The 23,442-nt window shown below is 34.3% G+C and carries 19 protein-coding genes; 10 read left to right on the top strand and 9 right to left on the bottom strand.

From position 1 onward, the window contains the following. Positions 1 to 128: 128 nt before the first annotated feature. The 3 genes from dnaE to ABXT06_RS00820 all read left to right on the top strand — a co-directional run bounded on the left by dnaE (position 129) and on the right by ABXT06_RS00820 (position 6,533). Complete coding sequence (gene dnaE, locus ABXT06_RS00830; RefSeq protein ID WP_354589051.1) at positions 129 to 4,661, top strand: DNA polymerase III subunit alpha; 4,533 nt, start codon at positions 129 to 131, stop codon at positions 4,659 to 4,661. Positions 4,662 to 4,838: 177 nt separating this feature from the next. After that, positions 4,839 to 5,777 carry an outer membrane beta-barrel protein gene (locus tag ABXT06_RS00825; protein WP_354589050.1) on the top strand — a complete coding sequence of 313 codons (939 nt, stop codon included), beginning with the start codon at positions 4,839 to 4,841 and terminating at the stop codon, positions 5,775 to 5,777. A 138-nt stretch (positions 5,778 to 5,915) separates the two neighbouring features. Beyond that, positions 5,916 to 6,533 carry a hypothetical protein gene (locus ABXT06_RS00820; RefSeq protein WP_354589049.1) on the top strand — a complete coding sequence of 206 codons (618 nt, stop codon included), beginning with the start codon at positions 5,916 to 5,918 and terminating at the stop codon, positions 6,531 to 6,533. Between the two features lie 79 nt (positions 6,534 to 6,612). On the opposite strand, the gene ABXT06_RS00815 is transcribed toward ABXT06_RS00820, so the two are convergent. From ABXT06_RS00815 to ABXT06_RS00800, 4 genes are all read right to left on the bottom strand, one after another. Further along, on the bottom strand, positions 6,613 to 7,602 hold the full coding sequence (locus ABXT06_RS00815) for a Gfo/Idh/MocA family protein (protein ID WP_354589048.1): 990 nt from the start codon (positions 7,600 to 7,602) through the stop codon (positions 6,613 to 6,615). Positions 7,603 to 7,879: 277 nt separating this feature from the next. Next, positions 7,880 to 9,988 (bottom strand): prolyl oligopeptidase family serine peptidase, encoded by a 2,109-nt coding sequence (locus tag ABXT06_RS00810; protein ID WP_354589047.1) that lies wholly within the window; start codon positions 9,986 to 9,988, stop codon positions 7,880 to 7,882. Positions 9,989 to 10,184: 196 nt separating this feature from the next. Beyond that, the gene (locus tag ABXT06_RS00805) at positions 10,185 to 12,392 is read right to left on the bottom strand and encodes a TonB-dependent receptor (protein ID WP_354589046.1); all 2,208 of its coding nucleotides are present in this window, start codon (positions 12,390 to 12,392) and stop codon (positions 10,185 to 10,187) included. A gap of 159 nt (positions 12,393 to 12,551) precedes the next feature. Then, positions 12,552 to 12,905 (bottom strand): hypothetical protein, encoded by a 354-nt coding sequence (locus ABXT06_RS00800; protein WP_354589045.1) that lies wholly within the window; start codon positions 12,903 to 12,905, stop codon positions 12,552 to 12,554. A 224-nt stretch (positions 12,906 to 13,129) separates the two neighbouring features. Here ABXT06_RS00800 and ABXT06_RS00795 point away from each other — a divergent pair, with 224 nt between their 5' ends. Next, a complete protein-coding gene (locus ABXT06_RS00795) occupies positions 13,130 to 13,834 on the top strand; it encodes a porin family protein (protein WP_354589044.1) in 705 nt (234 codons plus the stop codon). On the opposite strand, the gene ABXT06_RS00790 is transcribed toward ABXT06_RS00795, so the two are convergent. Further along, positions 13,829 to 14,434, bottom strand: a complete 606-nt coding sequence (locus tag ABXT06_RS00790) for a hypothetical protein (RefSeq protein WP_354589043.1) — start codon at positions 14,432 to 14,434, stop codon at positions 13,829 to 13,831. The two genes, ABXT06_RS00795 and ABXT06_RS00790, sit on opposite strands and share 6 nt — an antisense overlap. Positions 14,435 to 14,751: 317 nt before the next feature. Between ABXT06_RS00790 and ABXT06_RS00785 the strand changes: the two genes are divergently transcribed. From ABXT06_RS00785 to ABXT06_RS00760, 6 genes are all read left to right on the top strand, one after another. After that, a complete protein-coding gene (locus ABXT06_RS00785; RefSeq protein WP_354589042.1) occupies positions 14,752 to 17,223 on the top strand; it encodes a bifunctional UDP-N-acetylmuramoyl-tripeptide:D-alanyl-D-alanine ligase/alanine racemase in 2,472 nt (823 codons plus the stop codon). 68 nt (positions 17,224 to 17,291) lie between these two features. Then, on the top strand, positions 17,292 to 17,669 hold the full coding sequence (mscL, locus tag ABXT06_RS00780; RefSeq protein WP_354589041.1) for a large conductance mechanosensitive channel protein MscL: 378 nt from the start codon (positions 17,292 to 17,294) through the stop codon (positions 17,667 to 17,669). 176 nt (positions 17,670 to 17,845) lie between these two features. Beyond that, positions 17,846 to 18,835: an aspartate-semialdehyde dehydrogenase gene (locus ABXT06_RS00775; protein WP_354589040.1), complete on the top strand. Its 990-nt coding sequence runs from the start codon at positions 17,846 to 17,848 to the stop codon at positions 18,833 to 18,835. A gap of 168 nt (positions 18,836 to 19,003) precedes the next feature. Beyond that, a complete protein-coding gene (locus ABXT06_RS00770; RefSeq protein WP_354589039.1) occupies positions 19,004 to 19,483 on the top strand; it encodes a DUF7832 domain-containing protein in 480 nt (159 codons plus the stop codon). Positions 19,484 to 19,586: 103 nt separating this feature from the next. After that, on the top strand, positions 19,587 to 20,096 hold the full coding sequence (locus ABXT06_RS00765) for an SMI1/KNR4 family protein (protein ID WP_354589038.1): 510 nt from the start codon (positions 19,587 to 19,589) through the stop codon (positions 20,094 to 20,096). A gap of 1 nt (position 20,097) precedes the next feature. Continuing rightward, entirely contained in the window at positions 20,098 to 20,778 is a 681-nt protein-coding gene (locus ABXT06_RS00760; RefSeq protein WP_354589037.1) for a DUF6058 family natural product biosynthesis protein, read from the top strand. A 39-nt stretch (positions 20,779 to 20,817) separates the two neighbouring features. Here ABXT06_RS00760 and ABXT06_RS00755 read toward each other — a convergent pair whose 3' ends face one another. The 4 genes from ABXT06_RS00755 to ABXT06_RS00740 all read right to left on the bottom strand — a co-directional run bounded on the left by ABXT06_RS00755 (position 20,818) and on the right by ABXT06_RS00740 (position 23,399). Continuing rightward, on the bottom strand, positions 20,818 to 21,135 hold the full coding sequence (locus ABXT06_RS00755; RefSeq protein ID WP_091490641.1) for a 2Fe-2S iron-sulfur cluster-binding family protein: 318 nt from the start codon (positions 21,133 to 21,135) through the stop codon (positions 20,818 to 20,820). Between the two features lie 59 nt (positions 21,136 to 21,194). Beyond that, positions 21,195 to 21,674, bottom strand: a complete 480-nt coding sequence (locus ABXT06_RS00750) for a hypothetical protein (protein ID WP_129746028.1) — start codon at positions 21,672 to 21,674, stop codon at positions 21,195 to 21,197. Between the two features lie 214 nt (positions 21,675 to 21,888). Further along, entirely contained in the window at positions 21,889 to 22,128 is a 240-nt protein-coding gene (locus ABXT06_RS00745) for a NifU family protein (RefSeq protein WP_008466263.1), read from the bottom strand. A 143-nt stretch (positions 22,129 to 22,271) separates the two neighbouring features. Continuing rightward, complete coding sequence (locus tag ABXT06_RS00740; protein WP_354589036.1) at positions 22,272 to 23,399, bottom strand: Mrp/NBP35 family ATP-binding protein; 1,128 nt, start codon at positions 23,397 to 23,399, stop codon at positions 22,272 to 22,274. Positions 23,400 to 23,442 lie beyond the last annotated feature (43 nt).

Here is a 23,442-nt window from a genome sequence, read left to right as displayed (position 1 = left end):
AAAAAAAAGCGTAAATTTGAATTCCTCCGATTTTTCATTTCACATTTTGTTATGTTTCATGTTGTCAGTGCTTTGCAATGTGTAGGATTTGGAATTTGGAGCTTTAAAATTTGACTTTTCACAACTCTATGTATTTAATATTCGATACCGAAACAACCGGATTACCAAAACGCTGGGATGCACCAATAACTGACTCAGATAACTGGCCTCGCTGTATACAAATCGCTTGGCAGTTGCATGACGAAATGGGACAGCTTATTGAACATCAGGATTATTTGGTAAAACCAGAAGGTTTTAATATTCCGTATGATGCCGAGCGTATTCACGGAATCTCTACCGAATTGGCGGAAGCCGATGGAATCACTTTGGCCGAAGTTTTAGAGAAATTCAATATTGCTTTAAGCAAAACCAAATATATTGTTGGTCAGAATTTAGGTTTCGACGTTAATATTATGGGAGCTGAATTCCATAGAATGGGAGTGGATTCTCAAATGAGTTCAATGCCTGTTTTGGATACTTGTACCGAAGTTACCGCTTCATTATTACAGCTTCCGGGAGGTCGTGGAGGAAAATTCAAACTTCCAACTTTGACCGAATTACACAGTTATCTTTTCGATCAGCCATTCGCGGAAGCGCACAACGCAACTGCCGACGTTGAGGCAACTACGCGTTGTTTCTTGGAATTGGTCAGAAGAGAAGTTTTTACCAAAGAAGAACTTGACGTTCCAAAGGAATATTTCAAAGATTTTCAAGAAAGAAATCCTGAGCCATTTAAGTTAATTGGTTTAAAACACATCAACTTAAAAGCAGCTTCTGATAAAATCAGAGAACAGCTCAAAGCTTTAGCGGGAGAAGGCAAAGAGACCGTTGTTTCAGAAGAAGATAAAGCGGATTTTAAAGCAGCAAAATTTGCGCATTTGCATAATCATACACAGTTTTCGGTTCTTCAATCGACTATCGGAGTTGGAAATATTGTAGCAGCAGCTGCTAAAAACGGAATGCCGGCTGTTGCGATGACCGATACCGGAAACATGATGGGAGCATTCCACTTCGTGAGCGCTGTTATGAACCACAATAAAGCAGCTTCTGGAAAAAACAAAGCTTTGGTTGAAGCTGGAGAAGAGCCTACTGAAACCGAAGTAAAGCCAATTGTAGGTTGCGAATTTAATATCTGCGAAAATCACTTAGATAAAAGCAAAAAAGACAACGGTTATCAGGTTGTTTTAATGGCTAAAAATAAAGCTGGATACCACAATTTGGCCAAAATGGCTTCGATTGCTTATACTGACGGTTTCTATTATGTTCCAAGAATTGACAGAAAGATTGTTGAACAATACAAAGGCGATATCATGGTATTGTCTGGGAATTTATACGGAGAAATTCCGAGTAAAATCTTAAATATTGGTGAAAATCAAGCGGAAGAAGCTTTGATTTGGTGGAAAGATCAATTTGGCGAAGATTTCTATCTGGAAGTAATGCGCCACAATCAGGAAGACGAAAATCGTGTCAATAAAACCCTGATTGAGTTCTCTAAAAAACACGATGTAAAACTAATTGCTACCAACAATACTTATTATTTAAATAAAGAAGATGCCAATGCGCACGACATTTTACTTTGTGTAAAAGACGGTGAAAAGCAGGCAACACCTATTGGACGTGGACGTGGTTATCGTTACGGACTTCCAAATCAGGAATATTATTTCAAGTCGCAAGACGAGATGAAAAAGCTCTTTGCCGATTTGCCAGAAGCCATTATCAACATTCAGGAAATTATTGATAAAGTTGAAGGATATTCACTTTATCGTGATGTATTGCTTCCTAAATTCGAAATTCCGGATGAATTTATGGTTCCTGAAGATGAAGAAGACGGAGGTGTTCGCGGGGAAAATAAATACCTGAGACACCTTACTATGGAAGGTGCCAAAAGAAGATATGGCGAAATTACTGAATCGATTCAGGAGCGTCTTGATTTTGAGTTAATGACAATTTCGAACTCTGGTTATCCGGGTTACTTTTTGATTGTACAGGATTTCATCGCCGAAGCTAGAAATATGGACGTTTCAGTAGGACCTGGACGTGGTTCTGCAGCAGGTTCGGCTGTTGCGTATTGTCTTGGAATTACCAATATTGACCCGATTAAATACGACTTACTTTTTGAGCGTTTCCTAAATCCTGACCGTGTATCGATGCCCGATATTGATATCGACTTTGATGACGAGGGTCGTGGTCGTGTAATGGAATATGTAATCAACAAATACGGTCAAAAACAGGTAGCACAGATTATCACTTATGGTAAAATGGCGACCAAATCGGCAATTCGTGATACGGCTCGTGTATTGGATTTACCTTTATTTGAAGCCGATAGAATTGCGAAACTGATTCCGGGAATGATGCCGTCAAAATGGAATTTGGCGCGTTTTATTTCGGAGAGCGAAGAGGAGGTGAAAAAAGCACTTCGTTCGGACGAATTTGATAATGTAAAAGAATTAATCGCGATTGCCAATGAAGATGATTTGGCAGGAGAAACCATTCAGCAAGCAAAAATTCTGGAAGGATCGATGCGTAATACGGGAATTCACGCCTGTGGGGTTATCATTACCCCATCGGATATTACGAATTATGTTCCAGTAACCACTGCTAAAGATTCCGATTTATATGTAACACAGTTCGATAACTCGGTTGCAGAAAGTGCCGGATTGCTGAAAATGGACTTCTTGGGTCTGAAGACCCTTACGCTGATAAAAGATACCGTAAAACTGGTGAAATACAGAACGGGAATCGAACTGAATCCAGATACTTTTCCAATCGATGATGAAGAAACGTATGCACTTTTCCAAAGAGGAGAAACGGTTGGAATCTTCCAATACGAGTCACCTGGGATGCAGAAATACATGAAAGATCTGAAACCGACAGTTTTTGGAGATTTAATTGCGATGAACGCCTTGTATCGTCCTGGACCTTTGGAGTATATTCCGTCTTTCGTTCGAAGAAAAAATGGTGACGAGGAAATCAAATACGATTTAGATGCTTGTGCCGAATATTTATCTGAAACCTACGGAATTACAGTTTACCAAGAGCAGGTAATGCTTTTGTCTCAGTCTTTGGCAGGATTTACAAAGGGTGAGGCCGACGTCTTGCGTAAAGCGATGGGTAAGAAGCAAAAAGACGTACTGGATAAAATGAAGCCGAAGTTCGTGGAGCAAGCGGCAGCAAAAGGTCACGATGCCAAGATTCTGGAGAAAATCTGGAAAGACTGGGAAGCCTTCGCGAGTTACGCCTTCAACAAATCGCACTCGACTTGTTATGCCTGGATTGCGTACCAAACGGCTTATTTGAAAGCGCATTATCCTGCAGAATATATGGCAGCGGTACTTTCAAATAACATGAACGATATCAAACAAGTTTCGTTCTTCATGGAAGAATGTAAACGTATGGGATTACAGGTTTTAGGCCCAGACGTAAACGAATCGTACTATAAATTTACCGTAAATGACGATTACGCGGTTCGTTTCGGAATGGGAGCGATTAAAGGAGTTGGCTCTGGTGCGGTAGAAACTATTGTAGAGAATAGAAAAGACGGAAGATATAAATCGATTTTTGATTTGGCGAAGCGAATTGATTTGCGTGCCGCTAATAAAAAAGCAATTGAGAATTTAGCGCTTGCAGGAGGTTTTGATTCGTTTGAAGGAACAACCAGAGCACAATATTTCCACGATGATGGAGATGGAATTACATTCTACGAAAAAGCCATGCGTTATGGATCGAAGTTTCAGGAAAATGAAAATTCCTCTCAGGTAAGTTTATTTGGAGAAGCGAGTGAAGTCCAAATTGCAGAGCCTGTTGTACCTCCGTGCGAAGACTGGAGCACGATGGAAAAACTGGCCAAAGAAAAAGAGGTTGTCGGAATCTATATTTCTGGACATCCGCTAGATGACTTTAGGTTTGAAATGAAATACTTCTGCAATTCTCGTTTGGAATCGCTGAAAAGTATGAACGAATATGTTGGGAAAAACTTAATGTTTGCCGGAATCATTAATAACGTACAGCATCGCGTAGCTAAAAACGGAAAAGGGTGGGCTGCATTCAATTTAGAAGGCTATGATGAAAGTTATGAGTTTAAGATTTTTGGTGAAGAATATTTGAAATTCCGCCATTTCTTAATTCAAAACAACTTTGCCTTTTTGAAAATTATGATAAAAGACGGTTGGGTCAATCATGATACAGGAAAAAAATCGGATCCTAGAATGCAGTTTGTCGAGATTCGTCAATTGCAAGATATTTTAGAAGCTTTCGCTAAAAAGCTAATCGTTTTATTAAATATAAAAGATTTGCATCCTGAGTTCATTCATAAATTGAGTCATTTATTTGCTGAAAACAAAGGAGAGAATTCTGTGACTTTTGAAATCATGGAATTAGAAAAAATAAAAAAACTGGTTGAGGTAGAAACTCCAGCCGATTTTGAAGTAGATGATGCTGTTTTTGAAGATGAAAACGAAAATGAAGAGGGAGAAGGAAATGCAAAAATACAAGAGGTAAATGAGATTGAAGAAATAAAAGTAGTAACGAAGCTAAGTATGCCAAGCCGTCGTTTGAAGGTTAAAATTTCAGCTGAATTATTGCAGGAATTGGAGAAAATGCAGATTAATTTTAAATTGAACTAAAAATTTAACAGTTAAAATTTAAACACATGTTAAATTTTTATGTTAAAAATATGCATGCATAATACTTTTTTAGTAATATTGCCCAAAATTACAACGTTTTCGTTCCAAGTCTAACTTTACAAACCATAAGAATGTGTTAAAATATTCTATGTTTGTACTAATCAATAAATCAAAATTATGAAAAAGAACCTATTTTTATTAGGATTATTAGTTTGCTCAATGGCAACAATGGCGCAGACAGAAAAAGCAGAAAAACCAGAAACATGGTATTTTAAATTGGGAGGGTCATATTTCAACCAAACAGCTTCAACTGAGTTTCCAACTGTTGGAGGAAATGCTGCATTAGACAGAACTTATGTAGGAGGAAAACTAGTTTCTGAAAAAAGCATTACAGGTTCTTTTGGACAAGGTTTTAGAACTGGTATAACTGCAGGTTACCGTTTTTCAACACGTATTGGAGTTGAATTAGGGGTTAATTATTATTCTAGTAATGATAAAACTATGGCACAGACAACTTCTGATCAGCCATATATCCCTACATCTGCAACTACAGGAATTTACAATTTTAAATCAGTTGGACAAATTACAGCTTTTGATTTAGCACCTGCAATTGTGATGTTTTTAGGAGAATCTAACGGATTTGAACCATATACTAAAGTTGGGGTTTTAGTTCCAATTCATGGAGATTTAGAAATTAAAACTGACGCTGTTGCTCCAGTAGGAGTTAACCCAGGTACTGGTGCTCCAGTTTTTGGAAATGTTCATAGTGTTGATAAAGTAAAACCAAACCCAACTATCGGATTTACAGCTGCGGTTGGTACGACATACAAACTTACTTCACATCTTTCTGCTTTCGCTGAATTAGAGTACCGTAACTTTACTGTACATGGTAAAACAAAAGAAACAACAGAATTTACTGTAAACGGAAATGATGCTTTGGCTACTAGATCTACAGCTCAAATCCATACTAATTACAGAGATGGTTTAGATGTAAATTCAAACAATGCTTTAACAAATCCAAATGGCGTTAACAAAGACAAACCAATGGACGAGTTAAGTTCTTATGTTGGTATTTCTGGTTTAGGATTAACATTAGGTATCAAATACAGCCTATAATTTTTCCAATTTTTTATAGTTTATAGTTTAAAAAAAAGAGGATATTCGAAAGAATGTCCTTTTTTTTACGTCTTTCCGTAATGAAATGTCTTTTATAAATTATAGATTCGACATCGATTAATTAACACATATTTTTTAATGAAGAAAATTACTTTTGTTGTTCTTTTTTTAAGTGTAATAAGTTTTATTCATGGTCAGGAAAAGGGAAAGTTTAGAGTAGGCCTAGACGGTGGTTTAGTTTTAGGATCTGGAAAAGGAGGCGGAGGAGGATTAAGTTTAGAGCCTAAATTTAATTTAGAAGATGATTTAAATCTTGGACTTCGCCTTCAAGGAGCAGGAATGTTTAAAGATTTATATTATATTGATGAGCAAAGAGACAGATATAATACAACAGAAATGACAAGTTTTTCTGTTTTAGCAACGTCGGATTATTATTATTCTATAAATAAAGAAGATCGCGGATCCTTTGCACCATTTGTTGGAGGAGGTTTAGGGATTTATAATGTTAAAAATGTATTTTATACTGCTGATCAGCTTGATGCGGGAAATTCGTACAATACAAAAGCAAACACAGTTTTTGGAGCAATGATTCGTACAGGTTTTGAGTGGTGGAAATTTAGATTGACTGCAGAATATAATTTTGTTCCGAAAACAGATTTGCAAGATTATTATGGGAATGTTATCGGTAAAGAAAAAAATAGCTATTTTGGGATAACTATTGGTTTTTACCTCGGTGGAGGCAAATGGCGTAGGTAAGAATATATTGAAAAGATAAAAAAAGCTTTGTTGTATAAAAAAATATGACAAAGCTTTTTTTATTATAATATGAAGATAATTAGGAATTTCTAAACTCTTTCAAAACTTCATCAATAACCCAAGTGGTTCTCGCACCAGAAACTCCTTTTGAAGGAGAAGCATTTTCATTACCTAAAAGTTCAGCAATAACAGTTTCAATAAACGGTTGTTGAATGTGAAGAGGATTTTCTATGGTAATGGTTTCTTTTTCTCCATCAGCATATTGAATATGAATTGGATCGTTTCCAAAAGTAGAGAATGAAATTTTTCCTTTATCACCTACAATTTCAGTATTGTCATAACGTTCAAAACTTGCAAAATTCCAAATGCCAGATCCGTGAATTCCATTTTCAAATAAGAACGACATCGAAACCGCATCTTCGGCAGGATATGCTTTTAACTGAGAAGTCGCATGTCCGCGAACTGATTTTATCGGACCTAAAACAAAATCTAAGAAATCCAAAGTATGGCAAGCTAAATCAACAAAGATTCCACCTCCTGAAATATGTGGTAAAACAGTCCACGGAAGATTGATTTCGTCATCATAACGTGCTTCAAAAGGATGATACAAAACACAATTGACATGTCTTATAGTTCCTAATTTTCCTTGATCGATTATTTCTTTTATTTTTAAAAAACGAGGCAAAGCCCTTCTGTAATAAGCAACAAATAATGGAACATTATGTTCTTTACAAGCATTGATCATTTCGTTGCACTCTTCAAAAGTAAGAGCCATTGGTTTCTCAACATAAACTGGTTTTCCGGCTTTAGCACATAAAATGGTGTATTCTTTATGAGAAGATGGAGGAGTGGCAATGTAAACAGCATCAACTTCTGGATCATTTATTAAATCCTCGGCTTTCGAATACCATTTCGGAACGTTGTGGCGTTTGGCGTAATCTTCTGCAAGAGCTGCATCTCTGCGCATCACAGCAACTAAAGCAGAATTTGGCGCCTTTTGGAAAGCTGGCCCGCTTTTTACTTCAGTAACATTTCCACAGCCAATAATTCCCCATTTTATAATTTTCATGGTTTAAGTTTTAAGTTTTTCAAATTTAAAAAAGGTTTGCCACGAATTGCACTAATTTCCACTAATTCTTTGTGGTTATAATATTTGCCACAGATTAAAAAGATTTTCACAGATTAATAAAAATCATTTTAATCCTTTTAATCTGTGGCAAAAAAGCACTCTACAAATTCCATTAATTAAATTCGTGCTAATTCGTGAAATTCGTGGCAAAAAATAGAGCCACGAACTCACAAATAAATCGTGAATTCGTGGCTAAAAAAAGTCTGGCTTTAAAGTCTTACTTTTTAGGTAAAGCTTTAAATCCCATATTGTAAAGTGTAAAAGCCTGGATGTCTACATTCTCCTGAATGCTTGCCGCAACAGATTTTCCTGCGCCGTGTCCTGCTTTAACATCAATTCTAATTAAAACCGGATTGTCTCCCGTTTGTTTTTCCTGTAATTCAGATGCAAATTTAAAACTATGTGCAGGAACTACGCGATCGTCATGATCTCCAGTAGTAACCATTGTTGCTGGATAATGAGTTCCTTGTTTTACGTTGTGAACTGGAGAATATCCTTTTAAGTATTCAAACATCTCTTTGCTGTCTTGAGCAGTTCCGTAATCAAAAGCCCATCCTGCACCTGCTGTAAAAGCATTATAACGAAGCATATCCATAACTCCAACTGCTGGCAATGCCACTTTCATTAAATCTGGACGCTGAGTCATCGTTGCACCAACTAATAAACCTCCGTTAGATCCTCCGCGAATAGCTAAATAATCAGATGAGGTATATTTCTGAGCAATTAAATACTCTGCTGCAGCAATAAAATCATCAAATACATTTTGCTTTTGAAGTTTAGTTCCAGCATCATGCCATTTTTTTCCGTATTCACCGCCGCCTCTTAAGTTAGCTACAGCATAAACGCCTCCATTTTCCATCCAAACCGCATTGGCAATACTAAAACTTGGCGTTAAACTAATATTGAATCCGCCGTAACCATAAAGAATAGTTGGGTTTTTACCGTCTAATTTTGTTCCTTTTTTATATGTAATAATCATCGGAACTTTTGTACCGTCTTTTGAAGTATAGAAAACTTGTTTAGACTCATAATCTTCGCTTTTGAAATCTACTTTTGGTTTTTGATACACCTCAGATTTACCAGATTTTGGTTCAAAGGAATATATACTTCCTGGAGTTGTATAATTAGCAAAGCTGTAGTATAAAATTTTGTCAGCTTTTTTACCACTAAATCCGCCTGCAGTTCCAACAGCAGGAAGTTTAATTTCGCGAACCAGTTTTCCGTTATAATCATATTGTTGCACAAATGAAACGGCATCTTTGGTGTAATTGGCAAAGAAATAGCCAGCGCCAGTTGAAGGTGATAAAATATCTTTGGTTTCTTTAATAAAATCTTTCCAGTTTTCTGGCTTCGGATTTGCTGCATCAACCGTTACAATACGTTTATTAGGAGCATTAAAATCGGTTTCAATAAACAATTTGCTTCCTTGGTTGTCAATGACGCCATTGTCACTATCAAAGTTATCAACGATTGTAACAATTGGACTATTTGCTTTAGTAAGATCTTTAATGTATAATTCATTACCATAAGTAGAATTAGCAGCTGTAATGACCAAGTAACGATTATCTTCAGTAACATATCCGCCTACATATCTTCTTTTTTTGTCGGCTCCAAAAATTACTTTATCGTCTTTTTGAGAAGTTCCTATCTTATGGAAATATAATTTGTGCTGATCTGTTTTGGCAGATAATTCACTTCCTTTTGGTTTGTCATAACTAGAATAGTAAAAACCTTCATTTCCGTGCCAAGAGATACCGCTGAATTTTATATCAACCAAAGTATCTTCTAAAACTTTCTTAGAAAGCGCATCTATGATGATCACTTTTCTCCAGTCGCTTCCACCTTCAGAAATGGCATAAGCTGCTTTGCTTCCGTCTTCAGAAAAATCAAGCCCGCCAAGAGAAGTTGTTCCGTCTTTAGAGAAAGTATTCGGATCTAAGAAAATTTCTTCTTTTCCATTTTCATCTTTTCTATAAACTACAGATTGATTTTGAAGACCGTTGTTTTTAGAATAATAAGTAAATTTTCCTTCTTTGAATGGAGCGCCTATTTTTTCGTAGTTCCAAAGTGTTTCCATTCGTTTTTTAAGTTCGTCACGAAACGGAATTTTATCTAAATAAGCATAAGTAACTTCATTTTCGGCTTTTACCCAAGCACCAGTTTCGGCAGATTTATCATCTTCTAACCAACGGTACGGATCGCTTACTTTGGTGTCAAAGTAAACATCAACAGTTTCCCCTTTTTTAGTCTGCGGATATTGCATTTTGCCTTGTCCAAACGAAATTCCTGCGGTTGTAATTGCCATTAATAAAAATGTTTTTTTCATAGTTAGTTTTTATCTGTTGTAACAAAAATAGTGCTTTTTGTGAGATATGTTTAACGCAAAGTACGCAATGTTTTTAATCTCGCAAAGACGCGAAGTCGCAAAGAATTTTTAAAACTTTGCGTCTCTGCGTCTTTGCGAGATTCTTTTTAAAAGTTACTTAATAAATAAAACTTAGCGTACTTTGCGGTTAAACTAATTATAAATTGAAATTAACTCCCAAAACGATATTTCTTCCAATATTCGGAATACCATCTGTTTTTAATCTAGAAAGGTGTGCAATATATTTTTTATCAAATAAATTGTTTCCGTTTAAGTTAATATCGAAAGCCGTTTTTCCTAGTTTCACGGTTCCTCCAAAACCTAAATTTACCAGTGTATAACCTTTAGAAGCTGTTTCGAAACCGCTTACATTATTTTGGTTGAAAGTTGAAGAAACATTTAGCGAAGCAAAACCTTCACTTAACCAGTTTTTGATATTAAATTCAGTTCTCAATGTATTATTCCAATTGTTTGCAGGAATCAAAGGCAGATAATCGTTGTTTTCTTTTTTACCCGTAACCGTTTCAAAACTAGTTTCAAAGTGTAACCAATCTAATGGATGCGGGTGAAAATGCAAACCAACTTCACCTCCATACAATTGTGCATTATCTTGAACATAAGCAAAAACATCGTTATCATCTAAAACTTCTCCCGTTGGCGAAGTATAGATATAATTGTTTACGTGGTTATAGAAACCGTTTACGAAAAATTCAAAGTGTGAGTTTTTGTATTCTAAATTTAAATCGGTTTGAACGTTTTGTTCTGTTTTTAGATTTGCATTTCCAATTTCGTAACGATTTGTTCCTTCGTGAACTCCGTTTGAAGTTAATTCGGCTAAGTTTGGAGCTCTAAATCCTGTCGCTACATTTAAACGAAGCGTTAACGGTTCTTCCAGTTTTGTTTTATACCCCAAAGAAGCATTAAAACTATCAAAAGATCGGTCTAAAGCTTGAAAATAGCCTTCTTCGCCTTCAATTCCGTGAGCGATTGAAGTAATATTACGGTTGTCAAAACGCAATCCGGCTTGAATAACGCTGTTGTCCCATTCGTAATTGGCAGTTCCAAAAACACCAAAATCGTTGGTTGTTGCATCTGGAATTAAATATTCTTCTCCAGAATTTTTGTTGGTTTGATGCATTCCTTGAACGCCTAAAATCGTTTCGATTTTTCCGAATTTAGGGAAATGGTATTTTGCATTGTAATTGAAAGTATTCAGTTTCATGTGTAAAGAAGCTTCATTGCTATCTTCAAATTCGCTTCTGTCATTAGCGATGTAGCCTAAATCAACATCCAATTTTGAGTTTTCAAAAAAGATAACATTGTTTAAACTCAATAAATGATTGAAAATTCCTTGTCTCGGAAACTGAGTGTCTTTGCTTGAAGATTGTTCTGCAATTCCATCTTCTGGAATTCCAATATCCAATTTGTTGTAGTTGTATCTTAAAACACTAGAAAAGGTTGAATTACTGTAGCCAATTCCAGTTTTAAAATCAGTTTCGTTATAACGAGAATTGGTTACGCGGTCTCCGCCAGCTATTTTGTAATCAGAATGCGTGTTGTAACTTCCACGAGCTAAGAATTTCCAATTGTCTGTAGAAGTTTTTAATCCGATAGAAGAGTTGCTTCCCTGAGTATTGGTGAAATATTTTTGACTGAAATTAGCTTTAAAATCGCCAGCATCAGCAAATTTTTCAGGATTGAAATATAAAACACCTCCCAAAGCATCAGAACCATATAATAAAGAAGCTGGACCTTTGATAACTTCAACACTTTCAATTCCAGCATCATTTAAACCTAAACCATGTTCGTCTCCAAATTGCTGATTTTCGATACGAACACCTTGAGAATAAACCAAAACACGGTTTCCACTTAGCCCGCGAATGACAGGTTTTCCGATAGAAGTTCCCGTTGAAATCTGAGAAACTCCCGGAATTGTTGCCAAACCTTCTATCAAAGTTGAAGTTCCTTTTTGTTGTAATGTTTTAATGCTTTCGTGCTCAATTTTCATTACGTTTTGCGATTGCAATTTGTTGAAAGGTGTTGAAACTACGACTTCGTCCATTTCTAAAATAGATTCTTCAAGAGTAATGTCTAGAGTATTTTGCTTAAGCAATTTTGCAATTGTTTTGTTTTGATTGGCATATCCAACATAAGTAAAAGCAATGCGAAGGCTTCCGTTTGGAAGATTATTCAATTCGTATTTTCCGTTTGCGTCTGTCGTTGTTCCTTTATGTAATTCGGGAGCATAAACAGAAACTCCTGGCAATGGCTGGTTTTGATTATCGGTTACAGTTCCCGAAACCGAATTTTGAGCAGTAAGTACGCTCGAGAACCCTAAAATAAGGGCAATTATAATTTTTTTCATTTGAAAATGATGCTATAGTTAAATGGAATTTTTTCTTCGAATGAAAACCAAAAACGTACAATAAAGCATTCTGACCCTAATTGATAAAAATAGGATTAGGAAACTCAATGTTTTTTGAATTTGAATTGAAAGAAATGATTTTTTTCGAATAATCGAAATTTAAGAAACTATAGCCGCAGGTGGCCCTCGTAAGAAATACGAAGTGTTTGAAATAGAAAAAATCTTCTCTGAAAATGGGAAGAAATAAGGCGTTTCTTTATCAAATGAATGAAATTCAAAAGAGAAATTTTGAGGAAGAATAAAAGATTCAAAAGCAAAATGACAAACAAAACAAACGTCATAATCATGGTGCTGATGCGTGATTTCACCATTAGGATCATTATAATTATGATGGCACTGTTTTTCTGAAAGCTGCTTTACAATATGCTCATAACTGTGTATCGACTGAAACAATATCGAGAACAATATTGTTACAGCAAAAGATAAACTTAATATGAGCTGCTTTTTCTTCATGCTCTGCAAAGGTATAAAAGATAAAAACAAAATTGATTAATTTTTTATCGCTGCGAATTGATTTGTTGAAAATAATGCAGCAATTAATTTTATTTGCAGTCAAAATGAGAATATTTTTACTTCATATCTTTCTGCAGAACGCATTATAATTATATTTGTATGTGAAATAAATGTGATTCAAAAAGCGTTTATTTGTAATTACCTCTTTAAACCCGAACCACGATATGCGAATTATTTTTAGCTGCTTATTTTTACTCACTTTTTTTAACTCTTTTGCACAAGAAGACGTTAAGCCTGAGATAAAACCAGTTATAAAGATTGATTCTTTGTATCGAGAAGATCAGTTTTATTTTTCGGTTACCTATAATATGTTTACCGATATTCCAATCGATTTTAAACAGAATAAGTTTTCTCTAGGACTTTCAGGCGGTTTTTTGCGTGATATGCCCATTAATAAATCGAGAACTGTAGCTATCGCTGCGGGTCTAGGTTTAAGCTATCAAAATTATTATCAGAATCTTACTATTTCTGAGGACGGATCAGGAAAAACAATATATGGAGTAAACGATTATGGGCAATTTGTTTCCAACCGTTACAGACAATATTCGGTAGATCTTCCAATCGAATTCAGATGGCGTAATTCAACTTACGAAAGCACTAAATTTTGGCGTATTTATGGCGGAGTAAAATTGAGTTATGTTTTTTCGAATGCTTCGACTCTTGATGATGGTGAGAAAACATACAAAATCAAGAATAATGCTGATATTAATAAATTTCAATACGGCCCATATCTTGCCGCCGGATATAATACTTGGAATGTATATATATATTATGGTTTAAGTCCTTTGTTTAAGTCTGCAACAACTTTGGATGGCGAAAAGATCAATATGAAAACCCTAAATGCGGGATTAATTTTTTATATTTTATAACCACAGATATAAAAATAAAAGCTGAGGCATTATTCCGATAAACAATCCTATTAATATTTCTCTAGAAGTATGCGCATTCATTTCTAAACGCGATGAAGCCACAATTCCCGACAATAAAATAAGTAAAGCAGGCCAATACGGGTTATGAAGCTGAAGATGAATGTTTAATCCGATGACAAAAATCGTTAAACCTGAAACGGCGACCATGTGCAGACTTGCTTTTGTCTTGAAAAGTACACATACCAAAGCTAAAATGGTACTGAATAATGCAGCAAGAAAAAAGAAGTGAAGCTCTGGATAGCGGTTTATTACAATACTTCTTTTGACCAATAAAATGTATAAAAAACATTGCAAGATGAGCGGAATGGTTCGTTCTGATGCCTGGCTCAGCATTATTGATTTTACATGTCCTGTTGATTTTAGCAATAAATAAAACAAGACTGGAACAATCACATTGATTACCAAAATCTGAATTAAAACAAAATATTTTTCTTGTGTACTGAAGACATCATCTTTGTAAAATAAATAAAACAAAGTGGCATATAGCGATATAAAAATCGGATGTAATATATAAGAGAATATTGGAAGTACTTTTTTCAAAACATGGAAATTTGTGGTGTAAAAACAAATATACTCAATAAATGTTTTCTGCCACGTAATACACGAATTCACACGAATTATTTTTTAGCCACAGATTTTAGGATTAAATAGATTATAATAAGTGATAATCTTTTTAATCTGTGGCAAAAAAAATCACGCAGATTTAGCAGATTTTTTTAAAAATTAATTCGTGTAAATTCGTGCAATTCGTGGCAAACCTTCTTTTTCTGCATTTTCATATTAAATAGAATAATTAGTGAAAATTTGGGACATTCGTGGCAAACCTTTTTTTAAATTTGAAAAAAAGAAATTTCTAAATGAGCCTAAATTTAAAAAGCTTGGTTTCAGTATTAAATGCCAAATGCATTGGCTCAAATACTGATGTTTTAATCGATCATATCTCCATTGACAGCCGTTCTCTTCAAAACGGATCACAAACATTATTTTTTGCTCTGGCGGGTGTTAACAATGATGCTCATTTATTTATTCCAGATCTAATAGAAAACGGAGTTCAGAATTTTGTTGTCCAATATATTCCAGAAGGCTGTACCGATAAAGCTAATTTTTTGGTAGTCAAAAATACACTTCAGGCACTTCAGGAGTTTGCAGCATATTATAGAAATCTTTTTCATTTTCCAGTTATCGGACTAACAGGAAGCAATGGCAAAACGATTGTAAAAGAATGGCTTAATTTTTTATTGAGCCCCGATTATAATATTATTAGAAGTCCTAAAAGCTATAACTCTCAAGTCGGAGTTCCGCTTTCGGTAATTGGAATTAATGAAAAGCATAATTTAGGAATTTTCGAAGCTGGAATTTCGACAGTTAACGAAATGATTCATCTCGAGAATATAATTAAACCTACAATCGGTGTACTCACCAATATTGGAAGTGCTCACGATGAAGGATTTTTAAACTTAGTGCAGAAGATTGACGAAAAATTACTTTTGTTTAAAGATTGTCCAGTTATAATCTATCAAAAAACAGAAGTTGTAGAATCATGTCTGACTCAGTTTGCTGCTGAATATATGATTCATCCGCGAAAACTTTTTTCATGGAGTTTTACCGATAAGCATGCAGATGTTTTTATTGAAAAAAGAGAATATAAAAACGATCATACTTTTATTCAATATCAATACAAAAAAGAAACGTTCAATTTAGAAATTCCATTTAACGATTCGGCTTCTTTAGAAAATGCTATTTCTTGCTTGTTGGTTTTATTGCATTTTGAATACGATCAGGAAACAATTCAAAGCCGTATTCAAATGCTTTATCCTGTTCGAATGCGTTTAGAAGTGAAAAACGGAACCAATAATTGTAGTATTATTGATGACAGTTACAGTTCCGATTTTCAATCACTTAAAATTGCGTTGGATTTCTTAGAAAGCCAAAAGAAAAAAGGAGCCTCAAAAACCGTTATTTTATCAGATATTTTTCAAAGCGGCTTCACAAATGAAGAATTATATTCTAAAGTTGCCCAGCTAATTTCAGACAATAAAATAAATCGTGTAATTGGCATTGGCCCAACAATTTCTTCTTTTGCATCGAAATTTCCAAATAGCACAATGTTTCAAAATACAGATGATTTTATTGCTGTAATAGACAATCTGAATTTCAATAACGAAATCATTTTAATAAAAGGAGCAAGATCTTTTCAGTTTGAAGAAATTGTTTCGCTTCTTGAAGAAAAAACGCATGAAACAATTCTCGAAATTAATCTCGATGCTATAAGCCATAATTTTAATTACTATAAGTCAAAATTGGCGCCAAATGTCAAAATGATGGTTATGGTAAAGGCGTTTGGTTACGGAAATGGAGGTCTAGAAATTGCAAAACTGTTAGAACATCATAAAGTAGATTATTTGGGAGTGGCTTTCGCCGATGAAGGAATATCGCTGAAAAATGGCGGAATAAAAGTTCCAATTATGGTTCTGAATCCAGAATCGACAAGTTTTCCATCTATGATTCAGTATCAATTAGAACCTGAAATTTATAGTTTAAAAGGGCTGAATGCTTTTTTGAAAATTGCTCGCGAAAAGAACTTAAAAGATTATCCAATTCATATTAAAATGGATACAGGAATGCATCGTTTAGGTTTTGAAAACAATACAATCGATGAACTGATTACGACTTTAAAAGGCAATTCAACTGTGCGTGTTCAGAGCATTTTGTCGCATTTGGCAACAAGCGATGATCCGAAACATTTTGATTTTGTGCGACAGCAGATTGCATTGTTTGAAAAACTGTCTTCTAAGTTAATGTCAGAATTAAATATCAACCCGATAAGGCATACTTTGAATACTTCTGGAATTAGTAATTTTCCCGATGCTCAATATAGTATGGTGCGATTAGGAATTGGTTTGTATGGCGTTTCAAATGATCCGGCTGAGCAAAAATATTTAGAAAATGTCGGAACTCTGAAATCGATAATTTCTCAAATAAGAACCATTCCGTCAGGCGACAGCGTAGGTTACGGACGCCGTTTTATGGCCGATAGAGAAACCAAAATTGCCACAATTCCGATTGGTTATGCAGACGGAATTTCAAGATTATGGGGAAATGAAATCGGGTATGTGACGATTAAAAACCAGAAAGCAAAAATCGTTGGCAGTGTCTGCATGGACATGTTGATGGTCAATGTAAGCCATATAGATTGCAAAGAAGGAGATTCGGTAATTATTTTCGGCGAAAGCCCAACTGTGATAGAGATGGCTGTAGCCTTAAAAACAATTCCATATGAGATAATGACGAGTATTTCGCAGCGTGTTAAGAGGGTATTTTTTAGATAATATTAAGAATTTCCAATAAAATTGCGTATTTTCGACATTACTTAATTATAAATATAAACAGATACGATATGGGATTTTTTTCAGAATTTAAGGAATTTGCAATGAAAGGCAATGTGGTTGACCTGGCTGTCGGGGTGATCATTGGAGCTGCTTTTGGTAAAATTGTTAGCTCATTTATTGAAGATGTAATCACGCCATTGCTGTTGAAACCAGCTTTAGATGCTGCACATTTATCGACTATTGAACAATTAACTGCTTTTGGAGGTGTAAAATACGGAGTATTTATATCGGCAGTAATTAACTTTATAATTGTGGCTTTTGTTTTATTCTTGATAATTAAAGGAATGAACCATGCAAAAAAGAAGGATGTTGCACCACCGCCTCCAGCTGGACCAACTCAAGAAGAATTATTGATACAGATTAGAGATTTATTGAAAAATAAATAAAAATATAATACCGCTACACTAAGTCTAACTTAACCGCCTTCTAAAGAGGCGGTTTTTTTTACAAAATGTTTATTTTGTAACAATTTGTTATTTTTTGTGAATCACCTTGTGGAGACTTTTATTATACTTACTTTTGCGTTACAAATTAGATTAATTGATTATTTAAAAATATAAAAATGAGAATTGCAGTTGTAGGCGCTACTGGAATGGTAGGCGAAGTAATGCTTAAAGTATTAGCAGAGAGAAATTTTCCTGTTACAGAATTAATTCCTGTTGCATCAGAAAGATCAGTTGGAAAAGAAATCGAATACAAAGGAACCAAATATAAAGTAGTAGGATTACAGACAGCTGTTGATATGAAAGCTGATATCGCTGTTTTCTCTGCTGGAGGAGATACTTCATTAGAATGGGCTCCAAAATTTGCTGCTGCCGGAACAACTGTTATCGATAACTCTTCTGCATGGAGAATGGATCCGACTAAAAAATTGGTAGTTCCAGAAATCAATGCTGATGTTTTAACTAAAGAAGATAAAATTATTGCAAATCCAAACTGTTCTACTATTCAAATGGTAATGACTTTGGCTCCTTTGCACAAAAAATACAACATTAAAAGAATTATCGTTTCTACTTATCAATCTATTACAGGAACAGGTGTAAAAGCAGTTAAACAATTAGAAAACGAGTACGCTGGAGTTCAAGGTGATATGGCTTATAAATATCCAATTCACAGAAATGCGATTCCACACTGCGATAGTTTTGAAGAAAACGGATACACTAAAGAAGAAATGAAATTAGTTCGTGAAACTCAAAAAATCTTAGGAGATAACACTATCAGAGTTACCGCTACTGCAGTTCGTGTACCAGTTGTAGGCGGACACAGTGAAGCAGTAAACGTTGAGTTTACTAATGATTTTGAGGTAAATGAAGTTCGTGAAATCCTTCATAATACAGATGGAGTGACAGTACAAGATAATTTAGATACCTTTACATACCCAATGCCATTATACGCAGAAGGTAAAAATGATGTTTTTGTTGGAAGAATCCGTCGTGACGAAAGCCAGCCAAATACATTAAACATGTGGATTGTTGCTGATAACTTAAGAAAAGGTGCTGCAACAAACACCATCCAAATTGCTGAATATTTAATTAAAGCAGGTTTGGTATAATCTTCGTAGATTAATTAAAATTGTTATAAAGAAAAAACCGTAATTGCAGTAATGTAATTACGGTTTTTTGTTTTAAGTGGCTTATTTTGATAGTCTAATGGCTTTATAAGTAATTTTAAAAATATTATAAAAGTATCTTTGTAAGAGAAATTTTAAAAAAAAAGAAGTATGGCAAAGTATGATGATTCGTCATGGCATTACGGGGGAGATTATCCGGATGATTTACCAGATGTAAATGCTTCCACTCATATTGGAATGTTTTTAACCTGGTGTATTGATAAAGATCTTTTATCAGAAGAGCAATTGGAAGATTCTGAAGAGGGAATTAATGCCATAAAAAATAGAGAATTGACTGGTGCTGAATTTTTAATAGATTATTGTGACGAAAAATTTTCAAATTATGATCTTAATGATTTAGGGAATGAATTTGCAGAAGCGTATTATTATGATGATGAATCAGATTTTGCGAAAGAATTTGGAGCTTACTGTGACGATTATGGAGAACACTTTGATAAAGAAGCAGAAAAAAAAGGCTTTGAATATGAGTCATTTTATCATGTTGAAAATACATGGGAGAATTACAATTCTTTAAAACCAATTATTGATAGACGTTTCAATGAATGGAGTGAATTTAAAAAGAATAAATAAAATTGGTATAAAGAAAAAACCGTAATTGCAGTAATGTAATTACGGTTTTTTTGTGAGAAATAGTTTCAATAAATAGTAACTTAGCAATTAAAATTTAAACGTTATGAATTTCGATAAATACAAGATCATTCCCAATTATAATACCAATAAAACGGACTTATTTACAGCTGATGAAGAAGATATATTGGCTTGCGAAAAAACATTAAACATAACTTTTGATGAAGATTATAAAGAATATGTCCAAACATACGGAAGCGGGATTTTAGGAGGAACTTATGTAAGGATTTATCTTCCTGAAACCATAATTCTTACTCTAGAAGAATGGAAAAACCGTATTACCGAATATTGGTTTTGGGATGAAGGAAAAGAGGTTTTAACGAAAGAGGAAGTGTTGAACTCCATCAGAATTGGAGATACTTTTGATGGTGATGAAATCATTCTCTTAAACAATCAATATTATATTTTGCCACGATATAGCGAAATGATTTATAAAGCAGGAAATACGCTGGAAGAAACTATTTCTTGGCTGTGTTCAGCAGGGGTTTTGACAGAAGTTTTTTCTGAAAGAGAATTTGAACCTTTTGATCCGTCAGAATTTTTAAAAAGTAGTTAAGATGAGAGATGAAAATCTTGCCTATATCGTAGATAATTATCTGGAATTTGAAGAAGTCAAAAGACTTACAAGATTATCTGATGATGAATTAAATGGGCTTATTGAAGAAAAGTTAATTCCGTCACCTTCTTATGTAATTAATTCAGAAATAACGATTAGTTCTCCTTTAAATGATCAGCATACAGTAACAATGTCCAAAAGATATTTTGCTAAAAATATTATAGATCTGATTAAAAAGAATAGGACAGAATCTTATAAAGAATTGAAAAAGGAATTTAAAGAGAACTTGCTTTTACATTTAAACAGACATCAGAATAAAGCATTTGCTTATGGAAATGTTTTTGATGAAAAAGGAGAAATAAATCCTGAAAAAGCAGAAAATGCTTTAGAAGAAGAATGGAATTATTACTGTAAAGGCGTTTACGGAATCTGTACTTTGAATAATGACGAAAATGCTATTATTGAAAAAGAAATCACTATAAAACGAATTTTAGATTTTATCGCTAATAAGTCGTCATTGCAGACAGTAGAAGAAGAAAATTACCTGAAAGAATTGAATGACGAACTGAATAAATCGACTAGTTTATTTGCGCCATATCAACGGGAATCGAGCAGTAGAGGGAAATATTTGGATAAGTTATTAAAAGAGTTTTCTTTGGATGATTTTATAAAAAAGTATTAAAAAAAAGCGAGAATCAATAAATTCTCGCTTTTTTTATTTTTAGTATTCAGGAGCTAATTCTAACTCTAAACCTTCTAAGTCTTCAGTAATTGGAATCTGACAGCCTAAACGGCTATTAGATTTAACATAAAATGCTTCCGAAAGCATAGCTTCTTCATCGTCACCCATTTCTGGTAATGCAACATCATTTAGAACATAACATTGGCAAGAAGCGCACATGGCCATTCCGCCACAGGTTCCTTCAACAGGAAGTTCGTATGCTTTGCATAACTCCATTATATTCATTGCCATATCAGTCGGAGCCTGTAATTCGTGTATAACTCCTTCTCGATCTTTAATCTTTATTAATACATCCATTTTAATTATTGGAATTTTGTGTAGAATTTGAAAAACGTGTTCAAATTCTCTATTAATTTTTAACTTTTCTCTTTTAAGCTAAAAGCATATTCTTTTCTACTATTGTCTTTAATGCGCATTTTTACGCCAATAATATTACCTCCTTTTTCTAGTATTGTTACTAGAGAGATAACAGAGTAATAATCTTTGTCAGACTGGAATATTAAGGTCCCTTCATAAGTAGAGTTTAAAATTCCTTGTTTGTCTGTTTGTGCACTAAGTTTTCTCGGATGCGAAAAATCGGCTGAGCTATATGTTGCCTTGTTTGAAAATTTTGCTTTTCCGTCACAAAGGTCATATAGGAAATCATAATTTCCAATTCTTAAAGCGCCTTCTTCAGTTTTTCCATTCGTAGAAAAAATGATTTGGCCTGAATACTGGAAATCTGACCATTCTTCTGATTCATTTACCCAAGCTTTATCAGCAAAAAGTGTTTGGCCCTGTTGTGCATTTACAGCGCTTACAAAAAATAATAAAAAAAGAGCGTAAAAGTTTCTCATAGTTTAAGATTTAAGGGTTATGTTGACAAATTTAAGTTAAAAATGTAACAATTCCTTAACGGAAACTCTTAAAACTTTGCATTGTTTTTTATGAATGTGACAAAAAGCATCTTTTTTTCGACGTTATTTTATGATTTTTTCAATCAAATAATAAAACACTTATTATTCTTGTTAAACTTTGAAAGTTTAATTATGAAAAAAAGGAGCGATTTTGTTACATAACATTTACCACAGTTTCTATTTGTGGGGCATATTTTTTTATTGTTGTTTCAACACCCGCTTTCAGTGTCATTTGATTAACACTGCAGCTAATGCAAGCGCCTTCCAAACGAACTTTTACATGTTTGTCATCTTCAATAGAGATTAATGAAATATCTCCACCGTCAGATTTTAAGAATGGTCTTATCTCATCTAAGGCCAATAAAACATTGCTTGTTATTTCTTCTGTTGTCATAATATTAATGTGTCAATTAGAAAATGTTTTTAATTAGAAAATGTGCCAATTTAGATAATTATAAAATTCACTTTGTTGCGTGAAATTATCTCATTATCTAATTTTCAAATTATCTCATTAGTTTCATTATCTCAATTATCTAATTATTTTTTAACTGCAGAACAGCCTGCCATTGTTGTAATTTTGATAGCTTCTGTTGCAGGTAGGCTTTCGTTTCTGTTTACTGTTTCTTGTACAACATTTCTAGTAATTTCTTCGAACACTTTTTCTATTGGAGACGCTGTCTGTAATGCCGCTGGACGGCCGTAATCTCCTGCTTCGCGAATAGATTGTACAATAGGAACTTCTCCTAAAAATGGTACGCCTAGATCTTCAGCAAGGTTTTTAGCACCTTCTTGTCCAAAGATATAGTATTTATTTTCTGGCAATTCTTCGGGTGTAAAATATGCCATGTTTTCTATAATTCCTAAAACAGGAACATTGATATTGTCTTGCATAAACATTGCCACACCTTTTTTAGCATCGGCAAGAGCTACTGCCTGCGGAGTACTTACTACAACAGCTCCAGTAATTGGAAGCGATTGCATGATAGAAAGGTGGATATCTCCAGTTCCAGGAGGTAAATCAAGAAGCATGAAATCTAATTCTCCCCAATCTGCATCAAAAATCATTTGATTTAATGCTTTTGCGGCCATTGGTCCTCTCCAAATCACGGCTTGGCTTGGCGCTGTAAAAAATCCGATTGAAAGCATTTTGATTTCGTAGCTTTCAATAGGTTTCATTTTTGATTTTCCGTCAACTGTTACTGAAATAGGTTTTTCGTTTTCAACGTCAAACATAATTGGCATAGATGGTCCATAAATATCAGCATCCAAAACACCAACTTTAAAGCCCATTTTGGCAAGTGTAACAGCCAAGTTTGCTGTTACTGTAGATTTTCCTACTCCTCCTTTACCAGAAGCAACTGCGATAATATTTTTGATTCCAGGAATCGCACGACCTTTAATTTCAGGTTTCTCTGGAGTTTCTACTTTAATGTTTACTTTTACTTTTGCGTCTGGCGATATTAAATCATGAATTGTTTTTTTTATATCATCTTCAGCTCTTTTTTTGATGTGCATAGCAGGTGTATGCAATACAAGGTCTACAACAGCTTCATCTCCAAATGTAATAACATTGGTTACAGCACCGCTCTCAACCATATTTTTTCCTTCTCCAGCAATAGTGATTGTCTCTAAGGCTTTTAGAATTTCTTTTCTATCTAGTTTCATTGTAATGGGCTATTTTTTTATTCTCAAACCAGTCTTATAAGAT

This window comes from Flavobacterium sp. UW10123 (assembly GCF_040538975.1).
Classification (GTDB): domain Bacteria; phylum Bacteroidota; class Bacteroidia; order Flavobacteriales; family Flavobacteriaceae; genus Flavobacterium.
Note: the sequence above shows the minus strand (reverse complement) of the source record. Positions and strands in the feature narration are given on the sequence as shown.

Excerpts from the sequence above, each read along its gene's own strand:
- dnaE (WP_354589051.1), top strand. The coding sequence starts at position 129 with ATGTATTTAATATTCGATACCGAAACAACCGGATTACCAAAACGCTGG.
- ABXT06_RS00825 (WP_354589050.1), top strand. The coding sequence starts at position 4,839 with ATGAAAAAGAACCTATTTTTATTAGGATTATTAGTTTGCTCAATGGCA.
- ABXT06_RS00820 (WP_354589049.1), top strand. The coding sequence starts at position 5,916 with ATGAAGAAAATTACTTTTGTTGTTCTTTTTTTAAGTGTAATAAGTTTT.
- ABXT06_RS00815 (WP_354589048.1), bottom strand. The coding sequence starts at position 7,602 with ATGAAAATTATAAAATGGGGAATTATTGGCTGTGGAAATGTTACTGAA.
- ABXT06_RS00810 (WP_354589047.1), bottom strand. The coding sequence starts at position 9,988 with ATGAAAAAAACATTTTTATTAATGGCAATTACAACCGCAGGAATTTCG.
- ABXT06_RS00805 (WP_354589046.1), bottom strand. The coding sequence starts at position 12,392 with ATGAAAAAAATTATAATTGCCCTTATTTTAGGGTTCTCGAGCGTACTT.
- ABXT06_RS00800 (WP_354589045.1), bottom strand. The coding sequence starts at position 12,905 with ATGAAGAAAAAGCAGCTCATATTAAGTTTATCTTTTGCTGTAACAATA.
- ABXT06_RS00795 (WP_354589044.1), top strand. The coding sequence starts at position 13,130 with ATGCGAATTATTTTTAGCTGCTTATTTTTACTCACTTTTTTTAACTCT.
- ABXT06_RS00785 (WP_354589042.1), top strand. The coding sequence starts at position 14,752 with ATGAGCCTAAATTTAAAAAGCTTGGTTTCAGTATTAAATGCCAAATGC.
- mscL (WP_354589041.1), top strand. The coding sequence starts at position 17,292 with ATGGGATTTTTTTCAGAATTTAAGGAATTTGCAATGAAAGGCAATGTG.
- ABXT06_RS00775 (WP_354589040.1), top strand. The coding sequence starts at position 17,846 with ATGAGAATTGCAGTTGTAGGCGCTACTGGAATGGTAGGCGAAGTAATG.
- ABXT06_RS00770 (WP_354589039.1), top strand. The coding sequence starts at position 19,004 with ATGGCAAAGTATGATGATTCGTCATGGCATTACGGGGGAGATTATCCG.
- ABXT06_RS00765 (WP_354589038.1), top strand. The coding sequence starts at position 19,587 with ATGAATTTCGATAAATACAAGATCATTCCCAATTATAATACCAATAAA.
- ABXT06_RS00760 (WP_354589037.1), top strand. The coding sequence starts at position 20,098 with ATGAGAGATGAAAATCTTGCCTATATCGTAGATAATTATCTGGAATTT.
- ABXT06_RS00755 (WP_091490641.1), bottom strand. The coding sequence starts at position 21,135 with ATGGATGTATTAATAAAGATTAAAGATCGAGAAGGAGTTATACACGAA.
- ABXT06_RS00750 (WP_129746028.1), bottom strand. The coding sequence starts at position 21,674 with ATGAGAAACTTTTACGCTCTTTTTTTATTATTTTTTGTAAGCGCTGTA.
- ABXT06_RS00745 (WP_008466263.1), bottom strand. The coding sequence starts at position 22,128 with ATGACAACAGAAGAAATAACAAGCAATGTTTTATTGGCCTTAGATGAG.
- ABXT06_RS00740 (WP_354589036.1), bottom strand. The coding sequence starts at position 23,399 with ATGAAACTAGATAGAAAAGAAATTCTAAAAGCCTTAGAGACAATCACT.